The sequence below is a fragment of the Patulibacter americanus DSM 16676 genome, from assembly GCF_000420025.1.
Lineage (GTDB): Bacteria > Actinomycetota > Thermoleophilia > Solirubrobacterales > Solirubrobacteraceae > Patulibacter > Patulibacter americanus.
Genome location: NZ_ATUD01000008.1, coordinates 81,326 through 103,699, shown reverse-complemented (window position 1 = coordinate 103,699; position 22,374 = coordinate 81,326). Strand labels below are relative to the sequence as shown.

General features: G+C 71.9%; 22 protein-coding genes and 1 pseudogene. 11 read left to right on the top strand and 12 right to left on the bottom strand.

From position 1 onward, the window contains the following. The first annotated feature begins 94 nt into the window (after positions 1-94). Entirely contained in the window at positions 95-1,441 is a 1,347-nt protein-coding gene (locus tag F593_RS0114120; protein ID WP_022929400.1) for an NtaA/DmoA family FMN-dependent monooxygenase, read from the top strand. Between the two features lie 126 nt (positions 1,442-1,567). On the opposite strand, the gene F593_RS0114115 is transcribed toward F593_RS0114120, so the two are convergent. Both F593_RS0114115 and F593_RS25365 read right to left on the bottom strand, forming a co-directional pair. Continuing rightward, positions 1,568-2,242, bottom strand: a complete 675-nt coding sequence (locus tag F593_RS0114115) for a response regulator (RefSeq protein ID WP_022929399.1) — start codon at positions 2,240-2,242, stop codon at positions 1,568-1,570. Beyond that, positions 2,239-3,417, bottom strand: a complete 1,179-nt coding sequence (locus F593_RS25365) for a sensor histidine kinase (protein WP_022929398.1) — start codon at positions 3,415-3,417, stop codon at positions 2,239-2,241. Before F593_RS25365 ends, F593_RS0114115 begins: the two co-directional genes overlap by 4 nt. A gap of 153 nt (positions 3,418-3,570) precedes the next feature. Between F593_RS25365 and F593_RS25360 the strand changes: the two genes are divergently transcribed. Beyond that, the gene (locus F593_RS25360) at positions 3,571-5,706 is read left to right on the top strand and encodes an MMPL family transporter (protein WP_022929397.1); all 2,136 of its coding nucleotides are present in this window, start codon (positions 3,571-3,573) and stop codon (positions 5,704-5,706) included. Positions 5,707-5,891: 185 nt separating this feature from the next. Then, a complete protein-coding gene (locus F593_RS0114100) occupies positions 5,892-7,115 on the top strand; it encodes an SGNH/GDSL hydrolase family protein (protein WP_022929396.1) in 1,224 nt (407 codons plus the stop codon). On the opposite strand, the gene F593_RS0114095 is transcribed toward F593_RS0114100, so the two are convergent. The 3 genes from F593_RS0114095 to F593_RS0114085 all read right to left on the bottom strand — a co-directional run bounded on the left by F593_RS0114095 (position 7,112) and on the right by F593_RS0114085 (position 9,423). After that, a complete protein-coding gene (locus F593_RS0114095) occupies positions 7,112-7,603 on the bottom strand; it encodes a response regulator (RefSeq protein WP_022929395.1) in 492 nt (163 codons plus the stop codon). The genes F593_RS0114100 and F593_RS0114095 overlap by 4 nt on opposite strands. Positions 7,604-7,696: 93 nt before the next feature. Continuing rightward, entirely contained in the window at positions 7,697-8,512 is an 816-nt protein-coding gene (locus F593_RS25355; RefSeq protein WP_022929394.1) for an ABC transporter permease, read from the bottom strand. Next, positions 8,509-9,423, bottom strand: a complete 915-nt coding sequence (locus tag F593_RS0114085; protein ID WP_022929393.1) for an ABC transporter ATP-binding protein — start codon at positions 9,421-9,423, stop codon at positions 8,509-8,511. The genes F593_RS25355 and F593_RS0114085 overlap by 4 nt, the downstream gene beginning before the upstream one ends. A gap of 178 nt (positions 9,424-9,601) precedes the next feature. Here F593_RS0114085 and F593_RS0114080 point away from each other — a divergent pair, with 178 nt between their 5' ends. Further along, positions 9,602-10,888: a glutaminase gene (locus F593_RS0114080; protein WP_022929392.1), complete on the top strand. Its 1,287-nt coding sequence runs from the start codon at positions 9,602-9,604 to the stop codon at positions 10,886-10,888. 73 nt (positions 10,889-10,961) lie between these two features. Here F593_RS0114080 and F593_RS0114075 read toward each other — a convergent pair whose 3' ends face one another. Further along, positions 10,962-11,438 (bottom strand): MarR family winged helix-turn-helix transcriptional regulator, encoded by a 477-nt coding sequence (locus F593_RS0114075; RefSeq protein WP_022929391.1) that lies wholly within the window; start codon positions 11,436-11,438, stop codon positions 10,962-10,964. Between the two features lie 86 nt (positions 11,439-11,524). Between F593_RS0114075 and F593_RS0114070 the strand changes: the two genes are divergently transcribed. Together F593_RS0114070 and F593_RS0114065 are read left to right on the top strand one after the other, a co-directional pair. Continuing rightward, positions 11,525-12,415 carry an alpha/beta fold hydrolase gene (locus F593_RS0114070; RefSeq protein WP_033207473.1) on the top strand — a complete coding sequence of 297 codons (891 nt, stop codon included), beginning with the start codon at positions 11,525-11,527 and terminating at the stop codon, positions 12,413-12,415. 79 nt (positions 12,416-12,494) lie between these two features. After that, positions 12,495-13,046: a dihydrofolate reductase family protein gene (locus F593_RS0114065; RefSeq protein ID WP_022929389.1), complete on the top strand. Its 552-nt coding sequence runs from the start codon at positions 12,495-12,497 to the stop codon at positions 13,044-13,046. A 71-nt stretch (positions 13,047-13,117) separates the two neighbouring features. Here F593_RS0114065 and F593_RS25350 read toward each other — a convergent pair whose 3' ends face one another. Together F593_RS25350 and F593_RS25345 are read right to left on the bottom strand one after the other, a co-directional pair. Next, a complete protein-coding gene (locus tag F593_RS25350; RefSeq protein ID WP_281166659.1) occupies positions 13,118-14,707 on the bottom strand; it encodes a sugar porter family MFS transporter in 1,590 nt (529 codons plus the stop codon). Between the two features lie 305 nt (positions 14,708-15,012). After that, a complete protein-coding gene (locus tag F593_RS25345) occupies positions 15,013-15,780 on the bottom strand; it encodes a DUF1932 domain-containing protein (RefSeq protein WP_022929387.1) in 768 nt (255 codons plus the stop codon). 110 nt (positions 15,781-15,890) lie between these two features. Between F593_RS25345 and F593_RS0114050 the strand changes: the two genes are divergently transcribed. Further along, entirely contained in the window at positions 15,891-16,529 is a 639-nt protein-coding gene (locus F593_RS0114050; protein WP_022929386.1) for a LysE family translocator, read from the top strand. 572 nt (positions 16,530-17,101) lie between these two features. On the opposite strand, the gene arsM is transcribed toward F593_RS0114050, so the two are convergent. After that, the gene (gene arsM, locus F593_RS0114045) at positions 17,102-17,872 is read right to left on the bottom strand and encodes an arsenite methyltransferase (protein WP_022929385.1); all 771 of its coding nucleotides are present in this window, start codon (positions 17,870-17,872) and stop codon (positions 17,102-17,104) included. A gap of 23 nt (positions 17,873-17,895) precedes the next feature. Beyond that, positions 17,896-18,249 carry an ArsR/SmtB family transcription factor gene (locus tag F593_RS0114040; protein ID WP_022929384.1) on the bottom strand — a complete coding sequence of 118 codons (354 nt, stop codon included), beginning with the start codon at positions 18,247-18,249 and terminating at the stop codon, positions 17,896-17,898. A gap of 154 nt (positions 18,250-18,403) precedes the next feature. Here F593_RS0114040 and F593_RS0114035 point away from each other — a divergent pair, with 154 nt between their 5' ends. From F593_RS0114035 to F593_RS0114025, 3 genes and pseudogenes are all read left to right on the top strand, one after another. After that, positions 18,404-18,808 carry an arsenate-mycothiol transferase ArsC gene (locus F593_RS0114035; protein ID WP_022929383.1) on the top strand — a complete coding sequence of 135 codons (405 nt, stop codon included), beginning with the start codon at positions 18,404-18,406 and terminating at the stop codon, positions 18,806-18,808. Continuing rightward, the gene (locus tag F593_RS0114030) at positions 18,808-20,199 is read left to right on the top strand and encodes an arsenic transporter (RefSeq protein ID WP_022929382.1); all 1,392 of its coding nucleotides are present in this window, start codon (positions 18,808-18,810) and stop codon (positions 20,197-20,199) included. Before F593_RS0114035 ends, F593_RS0114030 begins: the two co-directional genes overlap by 1 nt. A gap of 24 nt (positions 20,200-20,223) precedes the next feature. Next, positions 20,224-20,700 (top strand): annotated as a pseudogene (locus F593_RS0114025) (STAS domain-containing protein); the annotation flags it as partial. 142 nt (positions 20,701-20,842) lie between these two features. Here the strand turns inward: F593_RS0114025 and F593_RS0114020 are convergent. Both F593_RS0114020 and F593_RS0114015 read right to left on the bottom strand, forming a co-directional pair. Next, positions 20,843-21,280 (bottom strand): hypothetical protein, encoded by a 438-nt coding sequence (locus F593_RS0114020; protein WP_022929380.1) that lies wholly within the window; start codon positions 21,278-21,280, stop codon positions 20,843-20,845. Between the two features lie 152 nt (positions 21,281-21,432). Then, complete coding sequence (locus F593_RS0114015) at positions 21,433-21,804, bottom strand: VOC family protein (RefSeq protein WP_022929379.1); 372 nt, start codon at positions 21,802-21,804, stop codon at positions 21,433-21,435. Between the two features lie 144 nt (positions 21,805-21,948). On the opposite strand from F593_RS0114015, the gene F593_RS0114010 reads away from it, so the two are divergent. Beyond that, positions 21,949-22,338 carry a winged helix-turn-helix transcriptional regulator gene (locus tag F593_RS0114010; protein WP_211216174.1) on the top strand — a complete coding sequence of 130 codons (390 nt, stop codon included), beginning with the start codon at positions 21,949-21,951 and terminating at the stop codon, positions 22,336-22,338. Positions 22,339-22,374: the final 36 nt, after the last annotated feature.

The following is a 22,374-nucleotide window of genomic DNA, read 5'->3' as shown; positions in this document are numbered from 1 at the left end:
GTGCCCTGTCACCGCCTGAACGATCGGGGGCCGTGTGGCTTCGCCGGGTCCCGGGGCGCGTGGCATCTGAGCGCGGGGCAGAAGGGACCGTTGCATGGCAGGCAAGAAGATGATCCTCGGGCTGGGGATGACCGCGGGGTATGGCAACCTGGCCGGGGCGTGGCGGGCTCCGCACGTCGACCCGGGCAACTACGCGAAGGTCGAGGCGAACGTCCGCTACGCGCAGACGGCCGAGAGGGGAGGGTTCGCGTTCCTGTTCACCCCCGACTTCCCGGCCGTCCGTGGAGACGTCGAGGCCACCGGCGTCCAGAACGTCCTGGAGCCGATGATGCAGCTCGCCGCCATCTCGCAGGCGACGGAGCGGATCGGGTTCGTCGCCACCGGGTCCACGACCTTCCAGGAGCCGTTCAACACGGCCCGGCAGTTCAAGGCGCTCGACGTGATGAGTCACGGCCGGGCGGGATGGAACGCCGTTACCACGAGCGATCCGGCGGTAGCGGCCAACTACGGCAGCACCGTCGTCGACCGCGCCGAGCGGTACGGGCGGGCGCACGAGGCGATCCAGATCGTCCAGGCGCTCTGGGGCAGCTGGGAGCCGGACGCCTGGCTGGCGGACCAGGACTCCGGTCGGTTCCTCGACGCGTCGAAGCTCCAGCCGGTCAATCTGCAGGGACAGTACGTCGCCTCGCGCGGACCGCTGCCGATCCCGCCGTCGGAGCAGGGGCAGCCGGTCATCTTCAGCTCGGGAGGGCCCAGTCCGCACCTCTTGGAGCTCGCCGGCCGCTACGCGAGCGGCTTCATCGCCGAGGTGTGGACGATCGAGGAGGCGCGTGCGCAGCGCGAGCTGGTGCGGGACGCCGCCGTGCAGGCAGGGCGCGACCCCGACGAGATCAAGTACTTCCCCGGGCTGATGACGACCGTCGCCCCGACGACGCGGGCGGGCCTGGACCGTCGCCTCGCCCTGTCCGGCGACGTCATCGAGGCGCGTCTCCCGCATCTCGGCGGACTGCTGGGCCTGCGGATCGATCCGAGCCGCTACGACGAGCCGCTCACCCCGGAGCAGCTCGCGGCGGCCAGCGCGTCCCCGATGGACCCGCGGTCCGGGATCGTGCTCGGGCTCGCCCACGAGGGGTGGTCGCCCCGCGACATCCTCGCCCATGGCGCGATCGACTACCACCCGACCACGGTCGGCCCCGCGGTGGTCCACGCCGACTATCTGCAGGCGTGGCTCGAGGCCGACGCCGCCGACGGGTTCTGGATCTCGCCGGACATCTACGAGGACGGCGTCGACGGGTTCGTGGACGAGGTCGTGCCCGAGCTGCGCCGCCGCGGAATCTTCCCGGAGGAGTACGTCGGTGCGACCCTCCGGGAGAACCTGGGCGTCCCGCCGCAGTACGGCATCGACTCCCGCGTCACCCGCGCCGCCCGGGGTGAGGACTGACGGCGCGCGCAGGGCAGGCCGTCACTCGGTGGCTCAGTCGAGGATCGCGTGCGCCTCGATCTCGGCCAGGACGTCGGGCTCGAAGAGGTGGGGGGAGGGGATTCGGTTGACGGTGGGGCGGCGCGCTCAGCGGTCGGGTGATCCCGGGGCCGTGCCCGGCGCGACCAGCCCGGTCTCGTAGGCGAAGATCACGGCCTGCACGCGGCTCTTCAGGCCGAGCTTGCCGAGCATGCGGCCGACGTGGCTCTTGACGGTGCTCTCCTCGAGGTGCAGGTGCGCGGCGATGTCGGCGTTGCTGCGCCCGGCCGCGATGCCCAGCAGCACGTCGCGCTCGCGGGGGGTCAGGCTCGCCAGCGCGGGGTCGCCGACCCGGGCCGGCGCCGACGCGACGAACTGGTCGAGCAGGCGGCGGGTGACCTCGGGCGAGATCAGGGCGTCGCCCCGTGCGACGGCGCGGACCGCGTCGATGATGCGGTCGGCCGACGAGTCCTTGACCAGGAAGCCCACGGCGCCGGCCCGCAACGCCTCGAGGACGTACTCGTCGAGGTCGAACGTCGTGATCACGATCACCGCGACGCCGTCCGTGCCGCGCAGGCGCCGCGTCGCCTCGAGCCCGTCCATCCGCGGCATCCGGATGTCGATGAGCAGGACGTCGGGTGCGCGCCGCTCGACCTGGCCGAGGGCCTCGAGGCCGTCGGCGGCCTCGCCCACGACCTCGATGTCGTCCTCGCCGTCGAAGACCATCCGCAGGCCGTGGCGCGCGATCTCCTGGTCGTCGGCGACGACGACGCGGATGCTCACGGCGTGCCCTGCGCAATCCGCGAGAGCGGCGCCGGGTGACGCTGGTCCGGCTCCGCGTCGAGCGGGAGGCTCGCCCGCACCGACCAGCCGTAGCCGGCGGGCCCCGCGGCGAAGGTGCCGCCGACGATCGCGACGCGCTCGCGCATCCCCTGGATCCCGCCGCCAGGGCGGCCGGGCCCGCCGACGCCGTCGTCCTCGACCGCGATCAGGAGCTCCTGCTCGCCGTACGTGACGTCCACGCGGACGCGGCTCGCGTCGGCGTGGCGGACGACGTTGGTCAGCGCTTCCTGCACGACCCGGTAGGCGCAGACCTCGATCTCGTCCGAGAGCGGGCGGTCGGCGGTGTCCAGGCGCAGGTCGACGACGAGGCCGGCGTCGCGCGCGGGACCCAGCAGCTCCTCCACGTGCGCCAACCGGGGCGTCGGGGCGCGGGGAGCCGGCCCGGCGGGGTCGGAGCCCCGCAGGACGCCGAGCGACCGTCGCGTCTGGCCGAGCGCCTCGGAGGTGAGCCGGTGGATGCGCTCGAGGGCCGCGCGCGCGACGGGGTCCGTCGTGGCGCGACCGGCCCCCACGGCCTGCAGCGAGATCGCGCTCAGGTGGTGGCCGGTGATGTCGTGCACGTCGCGGGCGATCCGCAGTCGTTCCTCGGCGACCGCGCGCTCGACGTCGCGGTCCCGCAGCTTCGCGATCCGCTGCGCCGACTCCTGCGCCGCGCGGGTCCGCTCGCGCTCGCCGCGGATCGCGTCGCCGATCAGGACCGCCGCCACGCCGATCGAGGCCCCGACGAGGATCAGCATCGGCACCGGGCTCTCGTCGCCGGTGATGGCGACGGCCGCCGCCATCACCGTGCCGGCGTAGGCGGCGAGGGGGACCGTCACCCGGCGCGCGCTCTGAAACGCGACCCAGCTGCAGAGCGCGAGGCCCACGAGCACCGGGACGATCACCGCGTAGCCGAGCGCGAGGGCGACGGCCGCCGCGGTCAGCGCGACGACCGCCGCCGCGAGCGGCTGCGCGCGCCGCACCGCCACGGGTGCGCAGGCCGCGATCACGAGCAGGACGCCGAGCAGGTCGGGCCCGCGGTCACCCCGTGCCGTGTCGGACGGATCGAGCTGCAACGCCGCGAGGGCCAGTGCCGTCACCAGCGCGGTCCAGAGGAGGTCGGCGCGGCGGGGCACGAGGCCCATCGTAGTCCTCGGCCCTTCCTCCGAAAGGGGGAACCGTGTGCGTCCGAACGGGCTCGACAGAAGAGCACTCTCGGCCGTCGCCGCGGGGCGTCCCGACCCCGATGGTGAGAGAGCACCCCTATCCCGCCACACCAAGGACCCCTCATGGCAACTGTGCTCTACCACCTCGGCCGCACGGCCTTCCGCCGCCGCAAGACCGTCCTGGCCCTGTGGCTGGTGGTGATCGTCGGCGCGTTCGCGGCGGCCGCGACGCTCAGCGGATCCTTCACGGAGAGCTCGACGATGCCGGGCACGGAGTCCCAGGCGGCCGCCGACCTGCTCGACGAGCGACTGCCGCAGGCCAACGGCGCGTCCGGCCGCATCGTGTTCGCGGCTCCCACGGGCGAGCGGCTGACCGACGGCACGCGCCCGGCCGCCATCGCGGACGTCGTCGCCGGGGCCGCGAAGGCTCCCGGCGTCGCGTCCGTGAGCGAGCCCCAGACCTCGGAGGACGGACGCATCGCCTTCTCGGAGGTGACGTGGGCCGCGTCAGCCGAGACGATCCCCGAAGGGTCGGTCACGGCCGTCCAGGCCGCGGCCGAGCGCGCCCACGACGCCGATCTGCAGGTCGAGTTCGGCGGCGACGCGGTCGACACGGAACCGTCACCCGGCGGGACCGGCGAGCTCATCGGGCTCGGCGTCGCGGCGCTGGTCATGACGATCACGTTCGGCTCGCTCCTCGCCGCCGGGCTTCCCCTCCTGACGGCGGTCGTCGGCGTCGCGGTCGGGATCGCGGGGATCATCGCGGCCACCGGCCTCTTCGACATGGACCCGACGGTCCTGACCGTCGCGTTGATGCTGGGCCTGGCCGTCAGCATCGACTACGCGCTGTTCATCATCTCGCGCCACCGCACCCATCTCTTCGAGGGCATGGAGCCCGAGGAGGCCGCGGCCCGCGCCGTCGGGACCGCGGGCAGCGCGGTCGTCTTCGCCGGAGCGACGGTGATGATCGCGCTGGCGTCGCTGACCGTCGTCGGGATCCCCTTCATGACCGGGATGGGGCTCGCGGCCGCCGGGACCGTCGCCGTCGCCGTGCTCGTCTCGCTCACGCTCGTCCCGGCGATGCTCGGGTTCGCGGGCATGCGGCTCGCGAAGGGCAAGAACTTCGACACCGGCCGGCGCGCCACCAGGCCGACGATGGGCGCTCGCTGGGTCGGCCTGGTCACGCGCCACCGCCTGCCCGCGGTGCTCGTCACCGTCGTGGCGCTCAGCGCGCTCGCGATCCCGGCCCTGGACATGCGTCTCGGGCAGTCCGGCGACTCCACGGCCCCGCCCGAGGAGACCAACCGCAAGGCCTACGACCTGCTCGGCGCCGGGTTCGGCCCGGGCTTCAACGGGCCGCTCACGCTCGTGGTCGACGCCGGGACCGGAGGCAGCGCGAAGGCGGCCGCCACGGTCGTCGCGGCGGAGTTCGGGCAGCTCGAGGACGTCGTCGCCGCGGGCGCCCCGGTGCTCAACGAGGAGGGTGACACCGCGATCGTCTCACTCACGCCGCGGAGCGGCCCGTCCACCGAGGCGACGAAGAACCTCGTCGGACAGATCCGGGACCGCACCGACACGCTCGATGACGAGGTGGACGCCGAGGTGCTCGTGACCGGGCCGACCGCGGCGAACATCGACTTCGCCGACCGGTTGTCCAGCGCGCTGCTGCCCTATCTCGCCGTGATCGTCGGCCTCGCGTTCCTGCTGTTGATGGTCGCGTTCCGGTCGATCCTCGTCCCGCTCACGGCGGTCGGCGGGTTCCTGCTCACCATCGGCGCCACGCTCGGGGCGCTCGTCGCGGTCTTCCAGCACGGCACGTTCGCCGCGCAGCTCGCCGTGGAACAGGCGCCGATCGTCCCGGTGCTGCCGATCTTCACCGTCGGCATCCTCTTCGGGCTCGCGATGGACTACCAGGTGTTCCTGGTCTCGCGCATGCGCGAGGAGCACGTCCACGGGGCGGAGCCGACCCGTGCGATCACCGAGGGCTTCCGCCACGGCGCGCGCGTGGTCACCGGCGCGGCGCTGATCATGGCCGCGGTCTTCTCCGGGTTCATCCTCGAGGAGGCGGCGATCATCAAGTCGATCGGCTTCGCGCTCGCGTTCGGCATCCTCGTCGACGCCTTCGTCGTGCGGATGACGCTGATCCCGGCGCTCCTGGCGATGCTCGGTCGGCGGGCGTGGTGGCTGCCGCGCTGGCTCAGCTGGCTGCTTCCGCACGTGGACATCGAAGGCGCACGGCTGGCGAAGCGCGCCGGCTGAGCGGCGTCCTGTGTGGGGCCAGGCGTCCGTGGTCGTCGGTCGACCCGGCGCCCGGCCGCCGCCGGCAACGCACCGGGCTCGACCCGACGCCCGGCCGCCGCCGGCCCCGCGCGCGGCCCGACGCGGCCCACCGTCGGTTGGGAGACTCCAACGGCCCGGACCCAGGCATCGTCGAAGGACCGCGGATGAAGAACCAGGACGCATCGAGCCCGTTGGTCGACGACCACCGGGAGCCGACGTTGCTCTCCCACCCCATCGGCACGGACGTCCTGCGGGGCCTCGCCGATCTCGAGCGCACGGAGCGCGGTTGGTTGCCCCACCGGCTGCCGGCGCGCGCCCGTGCGCAGAGCACCGACCCGCAGCTGGCCGGCGCGGAGTCCCAGCCGTCCGGCGTGCGACTCGCGTTTCGCACCCGCTCCACCGTCGTCGAGGTCGACACGGTCCGGACGCGGGTCGCGATGACCGGCGTCCCCGACCGCCCGGAGGGGACGGTCGACCTGCGCATCGACGGCCGGCTGGCCGCGCAGGCCACGACGGCCGGCGGCGACGTCGTGGAGGTCGACCTCGCGACCGGTGCGACGGCGCTCCGACCCGGCGACATGGCCACCACGCGCTTCGACGGCCTGTCGTCCGACGAGAAGGACGTCGAGATCTGGTTGCCGCACCACGAGCGGACGGAGCTCGTCGCGCTCCGCACCGATGCGCCCATCGCCGCACCGTCGACCGACGGGCGCCCGGTCTGGGTGCACCACGGCAGCTCGATCAGCCAAGGCTCCAACGCGGCGAGCCCCAGCACCACCTGGCCGGCGGTGGCCGCGGCGCTCGGCGGCGTGCAGCTCGTGAACCTCGGGTTCGGGGGCAGCGCGATGCTCGACCCCTTCGTGGCGCGGGCGATGCGCGACGCGCCGGCGGACGTCCTCAGCGTGGAGATCGGCATCAACCTCGTCAACTCCGACGTGATGCGCCTGCGCGCCGTCGGCCCCGCCGTGCACGGGTTCCTCGACACGCTCCGCGACGGGCACCCCGACGTGCCGCTGATCGTGATCGGACCGTTGTTCTGCCCGATCCACGAGCACACGCCGGGGCCGGGCGCCTTCGACGTCGAGGCGCTCGCCGAGGGGCGGGTCCGGTTCCGCGCGACGGGTGACCCGGTCGACCCGGCGAGCCCGACGACGCCGCTGAGCCGGCTGACGCTCACGCTCGTCCGCGAGGTCCTCGCGCGGATCGTGGCCGACCGCCGGGTCGACGATCCGCAGCTCTCCTACGTCGACGGCCTCGACCTGTACGGCCCGGACGACGAGGTCGAGCGCCCGCTTCCGGACGCCCTGCACCCCGACGCCCCGACCCATCGGATCATCGGGGAGCGCTTCGCCCGCCGCGGGTTCGCGGCGGGCCGGCCGGGCGTCTAGCTCATCCTGCGGGGTCCGGCCGCGGACTGCGCGGCCCGGCGGGCTTCCCGGCCGGCCGCCGCGATCGTCGTTGCGACCACCGCGGCCGGGTCGGCGACGTCGACGGTCGCGAACACGCCGGCGCGCTCGGCGTCGTGGCGGTCCGCGTCGGGCCACGGGGTGCGCAGCACGATCTCGGTGTGTTCGACGTCGCCGTGGATGTGCCGCGCGACGATGGTGCCGCTGGCGAGCCCGAGCAGCTGGTCGACGAGGACGACGTCGGGCTGCAGCGTCTGCGCCAGCTCGATCGCCTGGACGGGGCTCGTCGTCGTGCCGACGACGACCACCTCCCCGTCGTGCTCCAGCGCTTCCGTCAAGGCCGGCGGAGCGAGGCCGATGCCCCCCAGCACGAGGAGCGTCCGGACGGGCTGGGGAGCCTGCGGGCGCTGCGACTCGGTGGCCGCGGGGGAGAGGGACGTCGTGTTCGGGAGGGGGGCGGCGGGGGCCATGGGGGTCACCTCGGGCGGTCGGGACGTGGATCGGTCGGGCGCGTCACGGCCCACGGGCCGGCGCGCGCGACGCCGACCCGCGGGCCCGGGCCGCTAGCTCCGGGGCTCCCAGGTGAAGGTCCGCTTGGCGATCTCGTAGGCGAGGCCGGTCCAGGAGACGAGGGCCGCCGCCGCGACGAGCATGTCGCCGCCGCCGTCCCAGCCGCCCTGGACGAGGTGCATGACGGCGCCGCCCGGGTTGACGAGCATCAGCGTGGTCGCCTCGTCGATGGGCTTCGAGGTGATCCAGAAGGCACCGGCGAGCGCCGCGAAGAAGAACGGCATCGTCGTCACCTGCGCCATCTCGGGCGTGGCGGTGACGCGCGTGGTGGCCAGCGCGAACGCGGCACAGAGCACGGCCCCGCCCACCGCCGCGCCGAGCACGATGGGCGGGTTCTCCGGGAGGTCGGCGCCGTAGGCGAGGAACATCCCGGCGATCAGGACCGACTGGATCACCGCGAGGCCGACCGTCGGCAACAGCATCCCCACCAGGATCGCCCACTCCGGCGTCTCGCCGGAGCGCAGGCGCTTGAGGACCAGGCCGCTGCGCCGGGCCGCCACAGCGGTCGTGGCCGCGATGTACACGGTCAGGAGCAGCATCGTGAGGATCATGAACGCGACGGTGCCGCCCCAGCCGTCGCCGTAGCGGAGGCCCGAGGCGCCGTAGCCCGCCGCGGTGATCAGCGGGATGACCAGCGCGGTCACGGCGACCAGCCGGTTGCGCACCAGGAGCCGCACCTCGCTGGCGGCGAGCGCCAGGACGGCGCGGGTCGTCGACGCGTTCTTCGTGCTCGGGGAGCGCTTCATGGTGGGGTCCTCGTTCGTCGTCGGGCCGGGGGAGGGCGCGGAGGTGGTGGTCGGGGTGCTCATGCCTGCACCCCGGCGAAGACGTCGTCCAGCGAGCTCTCCGAGGCGTGCAGCCGCTCGAGCGTCAGATCGCGGTCGGCCGCCCAGCCGAGCACGACCGACAGGTCGCGCTGCAGCTGGTCCGTCGTTATGACGACCACGCCGTCGCGCGCCCGCTCGACCGAGCCGGCCAGGTCGGGGAGGTCCGGCGGAGGGGTGCGCGGATCGAGGTCGTCCGGGAGAGCGAACGAGATCGTGCCGTTCAGCCCGGCCACGAGCTCGGCCATCGTGCCGGTGCGCGCGATCCGCCCGCCGTCGAGGATCGCGATCCGGTCGGCCAGCTTCTCCGCCTCCTCCATGTAGTGCGTCGTCATGAGGACGGCGGTGCCGCCCGTCACGAGGTCGGCGATGACGTCCCACGTCCGGCGTCGGGACTGCGGGTCGAGCCCTGTGGACGGCTCGTCGAGGAACAGCACGTCGGGGTCGCCGAGCAGCGCGGTCGCCATGTCCAGGCGGCGCTGCTCACCGCCGGACAGCTGCTTGACCCGCACGTCGAGGCGGTGCGCGAGGTCCAGGCGCTCGAGCGCGTCGTCCGGATCGCCGGCCCGGGAGCGCAGCTTCGCCCACAGCTTCGCGGTCTCGCGGACGGTCAGCTCGCCGGCGAAGCCGCTGGACTGGAGCATGATCCCCATCCGCGGGCGGATCTCGCCCCGGTCCTTCCACGGGTCGTGCCCGAGGACCCGCACGGTGCCGCCCTGGGCCTCCCGGTGCCCCTCGATGGTCTCCATCGTGGTCGTCTTGCCGGCGCCGTTGGTCCCGAGCAGCGCCACGAGCTCGCCGCGGTGCACCGTCAGGTCCACGCCGTCGACCGCCACGTGCTTGCCGTAGGTCGCGCGGAGCCCCTCGACCTCGATCGCCCTGTCGTTCGTCTTCATGGACGACACCTTGGTGGTCGACCGAGCCGCCCAACAGGGCCCGGTTGTCACCGGAGCGCATGCACCTGTCACATCGACCCGGGCGGCCGTCAGATGGCTCGCTCGTCGCCTGCTGAGGCGCCGGCTCCGGGCCGACTTGCGGCGGGCGGTCGCGTCTTCGTATGGAAGCATCAGCCGGATGCAGACGCCCATAGCCGACTACCTCGAGTTGCTCCTGGAGTCCCTGGGTGAGGATGGCGGCGAGGTCGCCTCGTACATCCCCGAGCTCGCGAACGCCGACCCGGACAGGCTCGCCGTCGCGATGGCGACACTCGACGGTGAGGTGTACGTGGCGGGCGAGGCCGCCGATGCGGAGTTCACGATCCAGTCGATCTCGAAGCCGTTCACGTATGCACTGGCCATCGCGGACCAGGGCCTCGGCGCCGTGCTCGAACACATCGACGTCGAGCCGTCCGGCGACGCGTTCAACGAGATCTCGCTGGACCCCGACACCGGCCGGCCGAGGAACCCGATGATCAACGCGGGCGCGATCGCCGCACACGCGCTCGTGCACGGCGACGACGCCGATGCGCGCGTCGAGCGCATCGTCGACTTCTACAGTCGCCTTGCGGGCCGTCGGCTGTCGATCGCCGAGGACGTCTTCGAGTCCGAGCTCTCCGCCGCCGACCGCAACATGGCGCTGGCCTACATGATTCGCTCGGTCGGCACGCTCGACTGCGACCCCGCCGACACCGTGCGCGGCTACACCCGGCAATGCTCGGTCTCGGTGACGGTCAGCGACCTCGCGCGGATGGCGTCGGTGCTCGCCGCGGGCGGAAGGACGCCCGACCGCGACCAGGTGCTCGAGCCTGCCGTCAACCGGCAGGTGCTCAGCGTCATGGCGACGTGCGGCATGTACAACTCCGCGGGCGACTGGCTGGCCTCGGTCGGCATCCCGGCCAAGAGCGGCGTCGCCGGTGGTCTCATGGGCGTGCTCCCCGGCCAGGTCGGCATCGCCGCGTTCTCTCCGCGTCTCGACGCTCACGGGAACAGCACGCGGGGGAGGCGCATCTTCGAACGCATGAACCACGACATGGGCCTGCACCTCATGGCGTCGACGGAGTCCGCGCACTCCGTGTCGCGCAGGCGGGAGGTGGACGGCATCGCGGTGCACGAGATCGTGGGCGATCTCCACTTCGTCGAGGCCGAGCGCGTCCTGCGAGAGTTCGCAGCGGAGCCCGCGGGGGAGACCCCCGTCGTCGTCGACCTCGACCGGGTGCACCGCGCCAACGACATCGCCAGGCGCATACTCCTCGAGGGCATCCGCCGCCTCCGCCTCGACGGCCACGACGTGCGAATCGTGGACCCGTGGGGCGTGCTGGGCAGCGCCGAGACGGGCACGGGCGAGCTCGTGCGTGGCGAACAGGCGCACGGCGGTTACGTGCCCGCATCGTTCCCTGATGTCGCCAGCGCCGTACGCGGCTGAGAGGGCGCGGCGTCGTCCCTCGGGTGTGGGACGACAACATCGGGCGACCGGTCGCGAAACCCTCGGCTGACCGCTAGCGCAGTTCCTGTCCCGCCGCCCAGCCCGGAGCGTCGAGGTTGATGGGGGAGTCGCAGACGAACTGGGCGAGCTGCGTTTCCAGCTTGGCGAGCTCGGCGGCGCCCAGACGCACCTCCCAGCGGGCGCGCACCTCGTCGAAGATCGCCGTGCCCTCGGCGAGCAGCCCGAGCCCGTGATCGGTGATCCGAATGGTCTTGCGGCGGCTGTCGGCGGGGTCGGTCTCGGTGGTGACGTACCCGCGTTCGACGAGCGCGGCGATCGTCTTGGCCGCGGCCTGCTTGGTGATGGCGAGCCTGCGGGCCAGGTCCGACGCGCTGTCGGAGCCGGCTCGGATGGCCCGGATCGCGTACTCGTGCGACGGCCGGGCGTCGGGGTACCCCCGGGTCGCCAGCTCCCGGACCACCTCGTCCACCAGATTGCGGTAGCTGCCCAGGAGCAGCAGGGCGAGATCGGCGCCGGATCCTGAGGACATGACCGCAGTCTAGATCGTCGCTTGACATGGACAACCGGGTTGTCAATACTGAAGGCAACCTCGTTGTCTATCTCGGGACCCATCGCATGCCCAGCTCTTTCGTGACCGCCTCGCCCGCCGTGGCGGGCGTCACGCACCACACCGCCGAGGTCAACGGCACCACGTTGCACTACGTCTCGGCGGGCGACACCGGCTCCCCGATCCTGCTGGTGCACGGGTGGCCGGAGTCCTGGTGGGCCTTCCGCGACGTCATCCCGCTGCTCGCCGCCAACCACCGGGTGTTCGCCGTCGACCTGCGCGGCTTCGGCGACTCCGGCATCGCCGACGGCGACCACGACGTGGCCACCATGGCGGAGGACCTGCACCGGCTGGTCGCCCACCTCGGCGTCGGGCCCGTGCACGTGACCTGCCAGGACATCAGCGGTGGGGCGGTCTTCGCGTTCGCGGCCTCGCACCCCGGCGACGTCCTCAGCTTCACCGGCGTGGAGACCACGCTTCCGGGGTACGGCTGGGAGATGCTGGCCGACGTGCGGAACGGCGGCTCCTGGCACGTGGGATTCCTGGCCGCCCCGGGGATCGCGGAGCTGTTCCTGGCCGGCCGTGAGCGCGTGATGCTCGACTGGGCCGTCGCGGCGATGACGACGGTGCCGGGCGGGGTCACCGAGGCCGACCTCGACGAGTTCGCCCGCACCTACGCGCGGCCGGGCGGCTGGCGCGGCACCGAGGAGCTCTACCGTTCCTCCCTGACCGGCGGCGACCGGATGCGGGCGCTGGCCGAGTCGCGGCCGCTGACCGTTCCCGTGCTTGCCGTCGACGGCATGTACGCCCCGTTCACCGAGCAGACGATGCGCCAGGTCGCCGACGACGTCACCGCGGTCACGATCCCGGACGTCGGGCATTTCGTCGCGCAGGAGGCGCCCGCCGCCTTCGCCACCGCGGTCGGCGACTTCGTCGACCGCGTCGACCGGTGCCGTTGAACGTGAGACGACCGAAGCGCTGCAGCGCCCGTCGGCTTCGGCTTGAGCACTGCCGGTCGCTGCTGAGAGGATCGGTCCCGTGACCGCATCGCAGCGATCCCTCAGCGCCGCCGTCTTCCTCGGTCTGAGCGTCGACGGCCGCATCGCCAGGCCCGATGGCGACCTCGACTGGCTGACCAGCCGCGGCGCCGCCGCCGGGGACGCAGGCTTCACGCCGTTCGTGGAGTCCGTCGACGCGGTGGTGATGGGCCGGAGGACCTACGAGGCCATTGCCTCCGACGAGCATTGGCCCTACCTCGATCGGCCGATGCACGTGATCAGCACGACCCTTGCAGCGGACGCAGATTCCCGGATCACCGTGCATCGCTCCGCCGAGGCGGCCGTCGACGCACTGCAGCGGGGCGGCCACCGGCGCGTCTACGTCGACGGTGGCGAGACCATCCGCTGGTTTCTCGCCTCCGGACTCGTCGACGAGCTCACGCTCTCCCAAGTACCCGTGCTCATCGGCGACGGGCCCTCACTGTTCGGGCCGCTCGGCGGCGACGTGCCCCTCGAGCACGTCCGCACCGCGGTTCTCGACGGCGGGATGGTCCAGACCACGTACCGCGTCTTGGGCGGGCGTCCCGGCTAGCAGCCGTCTCTGAGGTCCACCGATCGGTCGAGCCGGGGGACAGCGACGTGGATCGACGCCGCCCGGCGCGCCTACGTCAGGGACTTCGGGGGGTGCTCCTGCTCGGCCGCGTCCGCCTCGTCCCTAGAGAGCCGCCCAGTGCGCCCGGCCACCTGCGGCTCCCGTGCGCTCATGGAGGAGTCGGCCTCCTCGTCGCGTCGCGCAGGGAAGGTGTCCGGACGGAACCGGCCGCGATGCAGCGCGTCCTCGATCTGCTCGAGGCTGCGCCCGGTGAGGTCGGGCATGAGCTTGTAGACGAAGATGAACGCAGCGACGTTGAAGCCCGCGTAGATCCACAGCGTCGGGCCGACGCCGAGGGCGTCGACGATCGTGAGCAGCGAGACGCTGATGATGAGGTTCGTACCCCAGAGGGTCGCCGCCTGGACGGCGGTGCCGTGCCCGCGCACCGCGAGGGGGTAGATCTCCGAGCCGGTCAGCCACCCCATGAGCTGCAGGCCGCCCGCGGTGAAGGCCATGAAGATGATCAGGCCGGCGACGATCGCCCACGTCATGTCGTCGAGGCCGAACGTGAAGAGGGCGCCGACGAGGAAGAGGAACCCGGCCGCCCCGGGCAGCGTGACCAGCGTCATCTTCCGGCGACCGACCTTGTCGATGATGGCCAGGCCGATGAGCTGGGAGACGAGGTAGGTGACGCCGAGCGCGACGCTCACCCGCAGTGCGGCGGTGTCGCTGAAGCCGTTGTCGGTGAGGAGCGTCGGCGCGTAGTACACGATCAGCTCGATGCCGCTGAGCTGGGTGAACATCGCGACGCCGCAGCCGACGACCAGCGCGGGGCGCACCCACGGCTCCTTGAGCCCGCTCCAGCCGCGCGTCTTGGCCGAGCGCTCCTTGCGCTCGAGCTTGCAGATCATCGTCACTTCGGGCTCGACGTCGACGCCCTGGGGGCGGATGCGCTTCAGCACCGCCGTGGCCTCGTCGCGGCGATCCTGCTTGAACAGCCACCGCGGGCTCTCGGGCATCCGCAGCATGGCCAGCAGCATCATCACGGCCGGGACGGCAGCCGCCCCGATGGCGACGCGCCAGTCCACCATCTCGGTCGCGCCGACGATGGTGGCGATGACGATGCCGACGCCAATGGCCACCTGGAACATGAGCACGAGCCGGCCGCGGTGCGCGGGGGGCGCGAGCTCTGCGACGTACATCGGGATGACCTGGGTGCCGCCGCCGACGGCGAAGCCGAGGAGCACGCGGCTGAGGGAGAGCGTGGTGGGGCTGGGGGAGACCGCGCTGGCGAGCGCGCCGAGCGCGAAGGTGGTGGCCACGAGGACGATCGTCTTCTTGCGGCCGAACTTCTCCGAGAGGTAGCTGCACAGGAGCGCTCCGATGACGGCGCCGGCGAGGATGCTCGCGGCGATGACCGATTCCCACTGGGACTCGATGCCGAAGTCGTCCGTGATCTGCAGCAGCGCGCCGGAGATGATCCCCGTGTCGTAGCCGTACAGCAGGCCACCGATGGCGGAGATGGCGGCGACGAGCACGAGGAACGGCGTCACCTCCGCGGCGCCCTGCGGCTGGGGGATGTCGTCGTCGTCCTGTGGCATGGCGTTCATCTCGAGTCGTTGGTTCGGGCGCGGTGGAACGTCGTGACGCGCCGTCGGCAACGTCTCGCCCGCCTACCGCGACCTCCGCTCAGCCGAGCGGCGGTCGACGGTTCGTGCTCCCTGTTTCACCACGGCAGGCATGTGGCAAACGTGGCTTTGGAACTCCCGTCCCGAAGGTGACGTGCGACGGTCGCCTCTCGGGGGTCCCTCGCCTGGGCATAGGCCCTCTGCCTGCCTGGCGCCCGGAGGACTCCGGCCGTTCGTGGGCTGGCGTTGGTGTCGGCGCGCTCAGGGGATGATCCGCGCGGCGCGCAGCTGCTCGAAGAGCGTCTGAAGGCACGGTCCGGCGCAGCGGCGGGAAGGCGCTAAGTGGCGCCGGGCGGATCTCGGTAGATGTCGGCCGCGGCGGCGTGGAAACCCGCCGGGAGGTCGACTGCGGCGAGCATCGACGCGATCTCGTCCATCTCGCCGGCCCATCGCCAGCCTTTCTCGCGGGCGTCGTGGCGGGCGGCGCTGAGCCTGTCTGCGAGCCCGGGGCGGGAGAGGGCCCACTCGTTGTTCAGCGCTTCGCCGACGCCAAGGCGGCTACCTGCAGCAGCGGCGGCGAGCAGCAGCGCTGCACTGCCTTTCGACCACGCCGAGAACGCCATCTTCAGCGCCGACGCGGCATACGGGCCGCCGTCTTGCAGGATCCGCGCCTCGATGGCGGTTCCGGCGAAGAGGTCTACAAAACGCTCGGCCTGGTGGCCTGAGAGGTACAAGCGGGTACCCGCATGCTGCGGGGGTGGGCCGATGATCCCGCCGTCCGTGATCCGGGTGCCCACCGCCTGCGCGATCAGCGCGGCGGTGGCGGGGGAGACCGCGTTGGCGTCGAGAAACGGCCCATCGAAGCCGGCTATCGAGCGGGCGATACTGAGGGCCGCGTCCGGTGGGCAGATCGATACCAAAAGCTCACTTCGGCTGGCCAGAGTGGCCACGTCACCGACGTCGACCAGACCCGCGCGCGCGGCTCGCGCGGCTGTGGACGCCGATCGTGCGTGGCTTGCCCACAGCACTTCGTGACCCGCTGCGACGAGCTGCGCGCCGACGGCGGCTCCCATCGCTCCGGGATGCAGAAGGCCGATACGGGGCATGGCGCCACTGTAGAGCTACTGGGCTTACACATTCCCGCGTGCACAGGACCTTAAGGACATGCGCCGTGCCCGTTGTCGCAGTCGCCCAGGGTCGGAGCTAACCTGAGCAGATGCCGCCGACTGAGCACCTGCTGGCCTTCGTGATCGCGTCTTTGGTGATCCTCGCCGTGCCGGGGCCGAGTGTGCTGTTTACGGTCACTCGTTCGCTGACGCTCGGGCGTCGCGCTGGAGTCGCCACGGTTGGCGGCAACGCAGCGGGCGTGTACCTGCAGGTGATCGCCGTGGCGTTCGGCCTTGGCGCGATCGTCGCGAGTTCCGCGGCCGTGTTCACGCTGATCAAGCTTGGGGGCGCCGCGTACCTGGTGTTCCTCGGCGTGCAGGCCTTTCGACATCGCCACGCCCTTCGCCACGCCCTCGGGCAGAGCGTTGATCCCAAGACGATGCGCCGCATCGTGCGCGACGGGTTCGTGGTCGGCTTGATGAACCCCAAGTCGATCGTGTTCTTTGCCGCGGTGCTGCCACAGTTCGTCGATCCATCTGCCGGCGGCGTGCCGCAGCAGCTGCTCGTGCTCGGCGCAATCTTCGTGGGCCTGGCCGTCGTGTTCGACGGCGCCTGGGCTCTCGCCGCCGGCTCCGCCCGTTCGTGGCTGCTGCGCTCTCCTCGGCGCCTTGAGCTCATCGGTGGGGCCGGCGGCCTCACGATGATCGGCCTCGGCGCAGGCCTGGCGCTCAGCGGCCGCAAGGACTGACCACGGTGGGATGGGTGTCGACCGCGCGACCGGGCTCGGACCAACGTGAACTCCTGCGACTGGCCTTCGAGTCCACGAGCGACGACCAGCAGGTCGGGCGTCCCGTCCTGTGCGGGCACACAGCACGAGCACGTACCCGACGCTACGACGTGCCGCGAGCGTTCAGTGCCAGTCGAGCGGCGAGGTCCAGCCTGACCTCGCCGTAGGCTGGATGTAGCTCCAGAACAGCGGAGTGAGGCCACGCAGATCCTCGGCGCCACTGAGAGCCGCCTCGCGCTCCGACGAACGAGAGCGCAGCCAAACCAAGACTTGGCGACGCGGCCGCCTCCGGCCAGCCCGTCGAGGAGCGCGTTCGCCGAGCCAAACCAGCGTGCTGCGACATCAGGGGCCCACACCTGGCGGGCCATGCCCAGCACGTAGTCGAGCTCGAGCAGAGCGACCGGCGCTTCGAAGTCTGCGCTCGATAATCGATCTTATGGAAACCTAGAACGGGAGAGGCCCCCTCCCGGCGCCATCCCGCCGCGGGCAGTTGGCATGAGCGGAGCCCCGTTCGGTGCGCTCCTCGCTGCCGACTACCGGGCGGGCTTGTTCGCGCGGATGATGGCCGAGGAGGCGTGCTCGTGGACGCGGTGGGTCTCGGTGATCTCGACATCGACCAGGCCGGCGGCGGCGAGCGCGTCTTCGAACTCGGCGCGGGTCAGTGCGCCGGCGACGCAACCGGTCCACTGCTGCATGTCGCGCTTGGTGGCGTCGTCCATGCCGGGGTCGGCGATCACGTCGGAGACCGCGAAGCGTCCGCCGGGGCGCAGGACGCGCGCGGCTTCGGCGAGGACCTGGTGCTTGTCGCCGGCGAGGTTGATCACGCAGTTGGAGATCACGACGTCGACGGTGGCATCGGACAGCGGGATGTCCTCGAGGTAGCCCTTGACGAACTCGACGTTCTGCACGCCGGCCTCATGGGCGTTCTTGCGTGCGACCTCGAGCATCTCGTCGGTCATGTCCAGCCCGATCGCGCGGCCTCCCGGCGCGACGCGGCGGGCGGAGATCAGGACGTCCGCGCCGGCGCCGGATCCGAGGTCGAGCACCGTCTCGCCGTCGTGCAGGTCGGCGACCGCGGTGGGCATTCCGCAGCCCAGGGACGCATTGACCGCGGCGTCGCCGGCGTCGGCGGCCTCCCCCGCGTCGTAGAGCGCGGCGCCGAAGACCTGGCTGCCGTCCTCGTCGGTCGTCGCGACCGCCGGGGAGCAGCAGCTGCCGGTCTGGGTGGCGGCCTGCGCGTACTTCGCGCGGACCTGCTCGCGAAGCGCGTCGTCGGTGAGGGCGGTCGGATCGGTGGTGGTCATCGGGTCCTCTCGGTGGAAGGGGGTCAGCCGAGCCAGGCCGCGAGCTCGTCGATCGCCCCCGGCAGCACGTAGTAGTAGGCCCACAGGCCCTGGCGCTCGGAGTCGACGATCCCGGCGTCGCGCAGCTTCTTGAGGTGGTGCGAGAGCGTCGACTGCGAGACGTCGAAGAGCGGCACGAGCTCGCAGACGCAGACCTTCCCGGCGTGCTTGCGCAGCACGTCGACGAGCTGCAGCCGGATCGGGTCGCCGATCGCCTTGGCGACCTCGGCCAGGCGGACGGCCTGCTCCCGGTCGACGTCGGGGTAGACGACGGGCTCGCAGCAGGGCGCGCCGGCGGCGCGCTTCGTCTTGGGCTCGAGCTGCAGATCGACGGTCATCGATTCAGCAAGCTACCCCATCTATTCACCGTTGTCGATTGCATCGACGTTCGTGGATGATTACGCTGCGGACCCTGCCGACCGCCTCCGTGGGTGGCAGGCCGGCGGTGAGCGTCATCGCGTGTGCCCGACCAGTCCTCCCCAGGAGTCCCCCATGAGCCACGTCCTCTTCGTCTGCCTTCACAACGCCGGCCGCTCCCAGATGAGCGAGGCCCTCTTCAGTCGGGCCGCCGGCGACGCCCACGAGGGCCGCTCCGCCGGCACCACCCCCGCCGAGCGCGTGCACCCCGAGGTCATCGAGGTCATGGACGAGCTCGGCATCGACCTCCGCGACCGCACGCCGCAGAAGCTCACGCGCGAGATGGCGGAGTGGGCGGACGTCGTCGTGACGATGGGCTGCGGCGACGAGTGCCCGTTTGTCCCCGGGGTCCGGTACGTCGACTGGGAGCTCGAGGACCCCGCCGGCCAGGACGTCGACCGCGTCCGCGCGACCCGCGACGCGATCGACCGCCGCATTCACGCCCTGGTCGAGGAGCTCGCCGGGGCGACTGGCAGCTGATGCTCGCGCTGGCGATCGCCATCTTCCTGGCGACCCTCACGCTCGTCATCTGGCAGCCTCGCAACCTGCCGATCGGCGTCAGCGCGCTGGCGGGTGCCGCGGTCGCGCTGGCGACCGGCGTCGTCTCCTTCTCCGACGTCCCGACGGTCTGGGACATCGTCTGGAACGCGACGATCACGTTCGTCGCGGTCATCCTGATCTCCCTCGTCCTCGACGAGGCGGGGTTCTTCGAGTGGGCCGCCCTGCACGTCGCCCGCTGGGGCCGCGGCAACGGCAAGCTCCTCTTCACCTTGATCGTGCTCCTCGGCGCCGCGATCGCCGCCGTCTTCGCCAACGACGGCGCGGCGCTCATCCTCACGCCGATCGTCATCAACATGCTGGTCGCACTGCGGTTCTCCCCCGCCGCGTCGCTGGCCTACGTCATGGCTTGCGGGTTCATCGCCGACGCCGGCTCGCTCCCGCTCGTCGTGTCGAACCTCGTCAACATCGTCACGGCCGACTTCTTCGAGATCGGGTTCGCGCGCTACGCCGTCGTCATGGTCCCCGTGGCGATCGCCTCCCTGCTGGCCAGCCTGCTCGTGCTGCGGCTCTACTTCCGCAAGGTGATCCCGCCCACCTACGATGTCGGGCTCCTCGGCGACCCGGCCGCAGCGATCAAGGACCCGCTTGTCTTCCGCGCCGGCTGGGTCGTCCTGGGCGTGCTGCTCGTCGGCTACTTCGTCGCCGACCCCCTCGGCGTGCCGATTGCCGCGGTGGCGACGCTGTGTGCCGTCGGGATCGTGCTGATCGCCGCCCGGCAGCCCGCCGGCGCCTTCCGTACCACCGGCGCGCCGGTCCTCGCAACCGCCGGCCCCGGCCACGGCGCGGGACCGACACCCCGCGCTACGCGCGAGCGCCCGACCATCGACGTGCTTTCCGTCGTCCGCGGCGCCCCCTGGCAGGTCGTCCTCTTCAGCCTCGGCATGTACCTCGTCGTCTACGGGCTGCGCAACCAGGGGCTCACGGACGACCTCGGAGACCTCTTCCGCTCCTTCGCGGATTCCGGTTCCTTCGGCGCCGCGTACGGCACCGGGTTCGTCGTCACCGGCCTCTCCTCCGTGATGAACAACATGCCGACGGTGCTCGTGGCCTCCTTGGGTGTGGAGGCGGCCGGCGCGACGGGTCTCCCCCACCAGCTCATGGTCTACGCCACCGTCATCGGCGCCGACCTCGGCCCCAAGATCACCCCGATCGGCAGCCTCGCGACGCTGCTGTGGCTGCACGTGCTGGATCGCAAGGGCATCCACATCGGCTGGGGCACGTACTTCCGCGTGGGCATCGTGCTGACCATCCCCGTCATCCTCGTCACGCTGCTTGTGCTCACGGGCTGGCTGACACTGATCGGACCGTAGGAGGGGACCGAGCCTCGCCCGGGTGCGACCTTCGACTGGCACAGCGTCAAGCCGGCCACCCTCAGGCGGATGCCCCGCGGCGAGACCGTCGTCATGCTCCTCACGGTCATACCGACCGTCGCGACCGACAACCTCGCCATCGGCGTCGGCGTCGGCGTCCTCACCTCGATGGCGCTCTTCGCCCGCCGCGTCGCGCACCTTCTGAGCGTCGAGCGCACCGTCTCCCCGGACGGCACCTCGGTCACCTACCGGGTGGAGGGCGAGCTGTTCTTCGCCTCCAACGAGGAGCTCACCGACGCGTTCCACCACCCCGACGACCCCGCGCGCATCCTCATCGACATGAGCCGGGCGCACGTCTGGGACGCCTCCGCCGTCTCCGCCCTCGACGCGCTGACGACGAAGTACGAGAAGCAGGGGAAGTCCGTCGAGATCACCGGACTGAACGAACCGTCCAGTGATCTGCACGACGCGCTCTCCGGCCAGCTCGCCGGCGCCCACTGAACCGTCCCGGCGGACCGCGGCGGTCTCGATGTGGCGAGACCGCCGATCTGACGCACGAGAGCCTGGGCCTCATCGCACCGAGACTCCGAGCCTCGTCGGAACGAGACGACCGGACCGGTGCAGCGTCGCCCCCGTGCAGCTGTCAACCGGTGACCTCGGCGGAGACCACCCGACCGGCAGCGAAGCGCACCACGAGGTAGTCCGTCGACGAGTCGCGCTGGTCGCCGCCCCCGACGTACCAGTGCGTGAACACGTCGCCGTCGACCGGAGGGCCCTCTGGCTTCCCGAGTCGCTCCCCGACCTGGCGGCGGGTCAGACCGATCAACGGCCGATCGCAACCGACCAGAGCGAGCGCGACCGGCCGGACGAGCTGGTCCCGTCCCTCGGACCCCGGCGGCATCGTCCGGGCCCGCTGCCACTCGCGAACTGCGACTCCGGTGCGGCACAGCTCGCGATCGCGACGGTCGACCTTCGCCACCTCCACCGCGAGGATGCCCACGACGATCGCCGCCACCGCGGCCGTCACCCATGCGGCCGGGACCCAGCCGCCCGTCCCGGGGGTGTGACGGGAGTGATCCACGGCGCCCACCCTAGAGTGCGATCCCCCACGCCCGGAGAACCGCTAGCTCAGCAGGACGGCTCCGACGCGGACACCGACTGGCGACCGTCCACCGCGGTCCACCGGGCCTCGCTGCGAAAAGCAGACGGGGTTTCGGCAGCGAGCCCGACGGGTCAGCCGATGATGCGCGCCACGAGCTCGGGCTTCCACTGCACGTACTCGACGAGCGACCCGTCGGGGTGCCGGGCGTAGAGGAACGATCCCGTGGCGCTCTGGGCCACGGGCCCGACGATCTCCGCGCCGCCGGCCACGACGGTGGCCTCGAGCTCGGCGAGGTCGGACACGACGACCGGGCCGGTCGCTTCGCGGTGCTTGGCGAGCGCCTCCGGAGGACCGGCGATGACGAGGAAGTCGCCGATGGCGGCCAGCTCGACGGTTTCGAAAGAGAAGCGCAGGTCGGCGGGGCGGCCGACGATCGCCTCGAGCAGCGGCAGCGTCGCGTCGAGGTCGGGCACCCACAGGCGGGCATAGGTCTTGAGGATCATGAGGTCCTAGGTGGCGAGGTCATGCATGGACGAAGCAGCGCCTCCGGCGGGCCTCGGAGAGGTCTCCAGGCGGCACCTGGTAACCGTAGGTGACCCCCGCTACGATGGGAAGATGGCACTTTCGGCTCACCTGGTCACCCCGTGGTGACCACCCCGGACGTCGAGCTCGAGCGCGGGGACCTCTTCGACCCGAACTGCTCGACGCGCTGGCTGGTCGACCGGATCGGCAGCAAGTGGGTGTCGATGATCGTCAAGGTGCTCGCGGAGGAGCCGTCCGTCGAGGTCCGCTTCGCCGCGCTGCGCCGACGCACGCCTGGGATCTCCCAGAAGATGCTCTCCCAGACGCTGCGGACCCTCGAGCGCGACGGGCTCGTCACCCGGCGCGTCGAACCCACCGTCCCGCCGCGGGTGCACTACGCGCTGACGCCGCTCGGCCACTCCCTGGAGGCCCGCCTGGCCGTCCTACGCGACTGGGCCGAGGAGCACATGCGCGCCGTGGGCGACGCCCGTGCCGCCTACGACGCGGCCCCGTAGGCGCCGGCGCGTGCTCGGACGGGTGGGGCATGCGTC

What these genes read in the sequence shown, in the direction of transcription:
- F593_RS0114120 (WP_022929400.1), top strand. Translation starts at nt 95, where the DNA reads ATGGCAGGCAAGAAGATGATCCTCGGGCTGGGGATGACCGCGGGGTAT.
- F593_RS25360 (WP_022929397.1), top strand. Translation starts at nt 3,571, where the DNA reads ATGGCAACTGTGCTCTACCACCTCGGCCGCACGGCCTTCCGCCGCCGC.
- F593_RS0114100 (WP_022929396.1), top strand. Translation starts at nt 5,892, where the DNA reads ATGAAGAACCAGGACGCATCGAGCCCGTTGGTCGACGACCACCGGGAG.
- F593_RS0114095 (WP_022929395.1), bottom strand. Translation starts at nt 7,603, where the DNA reads ATGGCCCCCGCCGCCCCCCTCCCGAACACGACGTCCCTCTCCCCCGCG.
- F593_RS25355 (WP_022929394.1), bottom strand. Translation starts at nt 8,512, where the DNA reads ATGAGCACCCCGACCACCACCTCCGCGCCCTCCCCCGGCCCGACGACG.
- F593_RS0114085 (WP_022929393.1), bottom strand. Translation starts at nt 9,423, where the DNA reads ATGAAGACGAACGACAGGGCGATCGAGGTCGAGGGGCTCCGCGCGACC.
- F593_RS0114080 (WP_022929392.1), top strand. Translation starts at nt 9,602, where the DNA reads ATGCAGACGCCCATAGCCGACTACCTCGAGTTGCTCCTGGAGTCCCTG.
- F593_RS0114075 (WP_022929391.1), bottom strand. Translation starts at nt 11,438, where the DNA reads ATGTCCTCAGGATCCGGCGCCGATCTCGCCCTGCTGCTCCTGGGCAGC.
- F593_RS0114070 (WP_033207473.1), top strand. Translation starts at nt 11,525, where the DNA reads ATGCCCAGCTCTTTCGTGACCGCCTCGCCCGCCGTGGCGGGCGTCACG.
- F593_RS25345 (WP_022929387.1), bottom strand. Translation starts at nt 15,780, where the DNA reads ATGCCCCGTATCGGCCTTCTGCATCCCGGAGCGATGGGAGCCGCCGTC.
- F593_RS0114050 (WP_022929386.1), top strand. Translation starts at nt 15,891, where the DNA reads ATGCCGCCGACTGAGCACCTGCTGGCCTTCGTGATCGCGTCTTTGGTG.
- arsM (WP_022929385.1), bottom strand. Translation starts at nt 17,872, where the DNA reads ATGACCACCACCGATCCGACCGCCCTCACCGACGACGCGCTTCGCGAG.
- F593_RS0114040 (WP_022929384.1), bottom strand. Translation starts at nt 18,249, where the DNA reads ATGACCGTCGATCTGCAGCTCGAGCCCAAGACGAAGCGCGCCGCCGGC.
- F593_RS0114035 (WP_022929383.1), top strand. Translation starts at nt 18,404, where the DNA reads ATGAGCCACGTCCTCTTCGTCTGCCTTCACAACGCCGGCCGCTCCCAG.
- F593_RS0114030 (WP_022929382.1), top strand. Translation starts at nt 18,808, where the DNA reads ATGCTCGCGCTGGCGATCGCCATCTTCCTGGCGACCCTCACGCTCGTC.
- F593_RS0114015 (WP_022929379.1), bottom strand. Translation starts at nt 21,804, where the DNA reads ATGATCCTCAAGACCTATGCCCGCCTGTGGGTGCCCGACCTCGACGCG.